The sequence below is a fragment of the Gracilimonas halophila genome (assembly GCF_042684365.1).
In the GTDB taxonomy this organism is placed as follows: domain Bacteria; phylum Bacteroidota; class Rhodothermia; order Balneolales; family Balneolaceae; genus Gracilimonas; species Gracilimonas halophila.
Genome location: NZ_JBHULI010000021.1, coordinates 21,596 through 25,463 on the forward strand (window position 1 = coordinate 21,596; position 3,868 = coordinate 25,463).

Genomic DNA, 3,868 nt, shown 5'->3' on the forward strand with positions numbered 1-3,868 from the left:
CCAAAATCAGCAGACTATGCCCATACCCTTGGAGCAACAGCAAGACGTGCGTGTAATACCGGAAGGTACCTTGAAGATGCTGCCGGTGCCGGTATTTAACGTGCTGGGCAGGGTCCCTGTAAGGGCGGTTGAGGGGTTGAGCCGGCAAAGCCGAAATCAGCGCTTTGTTGAGGTGATCAAAGAAAATAAGTATCTGGCCATAGGAGTGGGCATACTCACGGTGAGTATGGTTGCTATTTTGGCTACATCAAGTGGAGGCGGATCGCAAAGCGGTGCTCTTGAGGTGCCAGCTGGCCCTTTACCTATGCCGGAGGGGCGACCCGGGTCATAAATTACTTCTACAAAAAAATAGTCGGAATTTTAAATTTTGTGTCACAATGTACTTAGTTTGATAACAAACAATTATTATTTCGAGCGCAATGTAATAGAGTTGTTAGCTTTCTAAAGCTACTAATTATCAAAGCCGTCAGATTGATCTGACGGCTTTTTATATTAGTGTCAATTTCTTTGAGGGTGTTGAGAGGTCCCCACTGTCCCATCCTAAATTTGTACTCTTCAAAAAATGTACAACTGTGTAAATTATCTTGTCATGACAAGTCAGGTAGTAGCAAGAATATAGTTTACCATGATTGACTATTGGTATAACCCTAAGTTAGACTAGCGACAATGCGGATATAAAATTGTTTCACCTTCGTACCTAATAGATAAGCTGTTGGTTAATATAATTAGGCCAGGAATAAAAAAATAAAACCTCGAACAAGGGGCTTTATTAGATGGGGTTGTTGTTCTGGTACTAAAAACAAATCCAAAAATGTGTTTAGTAAATATTGCACATAGACATAAATGTCTCATGATTATCTAAAATAACATATTGTTTGATGTTTATTTTTAAAAAAAAGACGTTTTTATCAAAATAGAGCCGTATAGACTCTATGCTATCGATTATTACTTTATTTAAGTTTGTAGTTGGAAAACATCATGACACATGTTGGTTATGGGCAGTAGGTCGCTGTGCAGTGATACAGCGGCCTATTTTTTCTAAACTTTCTAACAAAGGTGCTTTATATTCTAGGATCATTACTCATACCCATAATTACCTTATACCTGGAGAGAGTGTTAACTATACCGTGCTTACGGTTAAAAATTTTCGAGAGAACATTTTAAATACACTGATATTGAAAGCATATAGTTGATATGAGATTGAAAGGTCACCTCTACATTATTGTGATTTTTACTGTTTTATGTTCTGGGCATGTCTTAGGTCAAGATACTTTATCCGTTAACAGATCAGTATCAGATGAATTATTAGAAGACATCGGGGCCAAAACTCAGGCGTATTTCAATATGGAAATGTATAATCGGGCTGAGGACTACTTAGAGGCGTTAGATAGTGATAATAATGAACGGAATTTTTTGAGAGAGCTTGAGGAGCAGGTGCGCTTGCTAAGCCGAACAGGTGAATACGGTAAAGCCGAATACTTTTTAGCCTATCTTATCTCACACCCCTCTATTGCGCAGCTGGGAGATGAATCAGAAGTGCTTTCGGTAATGCTCCTTCTCTATTCACAGGTGTTATCGAGCCAGGTGAAGACAGAAGCGGCCCTGCAGGTTCTGAATTCTATCCAGTTAACCTCTGTCGGAGATTCTTTGTTCCTGGGCGATGTGTATCGAACCAAAGGCGCCCTTTATCGAGATCTGGGCAATTTCGAGGAGTCGGTTCAAAATTATCAGTCGGCTATTGAGTTATATAAGCGGGAGCAATATGACAGAGGCACTTTTCAGGCCTATGTTGGGTTAGCGGCTCTGAACCTTCAAATTGATGACCAGCAGAGGGCAAACCGATACTTTAACCGGGCAGAAGATTATCTGACTGATAATACAGATCAGTATCAGGTGGCTGATTTTTACAGTAACTTTGGCGTTAATTACCGGCAGCTTGATTCGCTTGACCGGGCTAAGGATATGATGCTGGAAGCTTTGTCTATTGCCGAAAGCCTGGGGCATACCATGCTGCAGGCACAAAACCTGCTGAATATTGGAAATGTGTATGCTTCGGAGGGGCTGGACAGGCAAGCCATTGACTATTATGAACGAACACTGGCGCTCAGTAAGCAGGAGGAGATTACCTATGGCCAAATTCTTTCCTACCTGTCTATCGGCAGGCGGTTATACAGCCTGGGAGAGTATGACCGGTCCATTGGGTATTATGACAGTGCGGCTGTACTGCTATCTGAGAGTACGCTGCCCCAGGAAACCCTTACGCTTTATGAATACTATGCTGATTCATACACAGAAGCAGGCAACAGCCTTAAGGCGCAGCGCTATACAGCACGTTATGAAAGCTTACAAGACAGTTTACTGTCTGCCGAAGCCCAAAATGAGATCTTAAGAAGCCAAAGTGAGTTTGATATTACTCGCCAAAAGGCCGAGATCGATCAAAATCTGAGTACCATATCAAGATTATCCGTGTATATTGGGTTTACCTTGTTTGCAAGTGTACTTTTACTGTGTGTGGCAATATGGCTTTGGAGGCGTAATAAAAAACTTAAAGCCCTGTTTGAAAGAAATATGCAGGTGCAGAACTTGCCGCCGTACCTGCAGCCTATATTAGGTGAAAAAGCTGGTAATAAGGCTTTAGATAACAAAGGGCAGATTCATAAAAAGCACAGCAGCGTTGCGCAATCTGAAATTGCTGCTGCCGATGAACCGGCAGAGGCTACAGTTAAACATGAACAGGCTGTCGAGACGGTAAAACAGTTGTCTCAGATTTTCAAGAAGATCATACATTTGCTGGAAGATGAAGAAATCTATCGGGACAAATACCTGAATATTGAACGGCTGGCACAAGAGGTGGGTACCAATAAAAAATATATTTCGGATGCAATAAGCTACGGAAGCAATGGTAACTTTTATGATTTGGTTAATAAATATCGCATTAACGAAGCCCGCCGCCTGCTTGCCAAGCCTTCCTATCAGGATTACTCCCTGGATGTTATTTATGAGAAATGCGGCTATAAAAATGCCAGTACCTTCTACAAAAATTTCCGGGAAATAACGGGTTTAACCCCTGCTCAATACAAAAAGCAGAACAGTTTAGCCGCCCGCTAAAACGGCACAGCCTTTCTTGCTATCATACCAACTTTTTCCTGATTCATAAAACAGGTTCGGTATATACCGATCATAGAACAGTACATCTTCACCTCCATGCTTAAGCAGAGCAGAGAAGAGCTTAGCTTAGGCAATGAGCGTTTGAGAGTGCCTGCCCGTAAATGAAATCTTATGGCTAAAATAGTATCAACATGATGGATTGGAATAGTAGCTTAATACAAGCTGGCCAACACGAATACGTAAATATCTATACCACCCAGCCGGATGGGGTTATGGCAGGTTTCGACTTCGTAATTTATGTGTTGGCGGCCCTAACTTGCCTGCTAACCCTGTTAAATATCTATTTTTTAATTAAAGACCACAAGCTTAACAAAAAGATTAAACAGGAACTTGAGACCGGCCGGCAAATGTATGTGCCCACCCTGGCGCATCTGCCATCGGGTACGGCAACAACCCCACAAAGCATCGGGTTTACGGATGCGAGCCAACCCGGCATTGGGCGTTGTGAGCGACCTATTGACCCCGCCATCTACCACCTTCTGAATACCTACATTAATCACATAGATAGCCGGCAAAACTAAAAGGGGCAGAGACTCCGCCGGGTACACGCAATGCAGGTGTAAATACCTGAATTAGGCTTTACAGGCGCTCAGGCGGTATTTATTTCTCTGAATCATAATGTCATTTCGCTAAATCATATTCATTGGAGCCTATTTTTTAGGATGTAATTATCAAAAATTATTATAGCTGTTATTATCCC

General features: G+C 42.0%; 3 protein-coding genes. All 3 read left to right on the forward strand.

The genetic code is table 11. The features are described 5' to 3' along the window. The first annotated feature begins 16 nt into the window (after window positions 1-16). The 3 genes from ACFSVN_RS05075 to ACFSVN_RS05085 all read left to right on the forward strand — a co-directional run bounded on the left by ACFSVN_RS05075 (window position 17) and on the right by ACFSVN_RS05085 (window position 3,689). Window positions 17-331 (forward strand): hypothetical protein, encoded by a 315-nt coding sequence (locus ACFSVN_RS05075; protein WP_390299553.1) that lies wholly within the window; start codon window positions 17-19, stop codon window positions 329-331. 863 nt (window positions 332-1,194) lie between these two features. Continuing rightward, window positions 1,195-3,108, forward strand: coding sequence for a tetratricopeptide repeat protein (locus ACFSVN_RS05080; RefSeq protein ID WP_390299556.1), 1,914 nt, complete (start codon window positions 1,195-1,197; stop codon window positions 3,106-3,108). Window positions 3,109-3,299: 191 nt separating this feature from the next. Further along, window positions 3,300-3,689: a hypothetical protein gene (locus tag ACFSVN_RS05085; RefSeq protein ID WP_390299559.1), complete on the forward strand. Its 390-nt coding sequence runs from the start codon at window positions 3,300-3,302 to the stop codon at window positions 3,687-3,689. Window positions 3,690-3,868 lie beyond the last annotated feature (179 nt).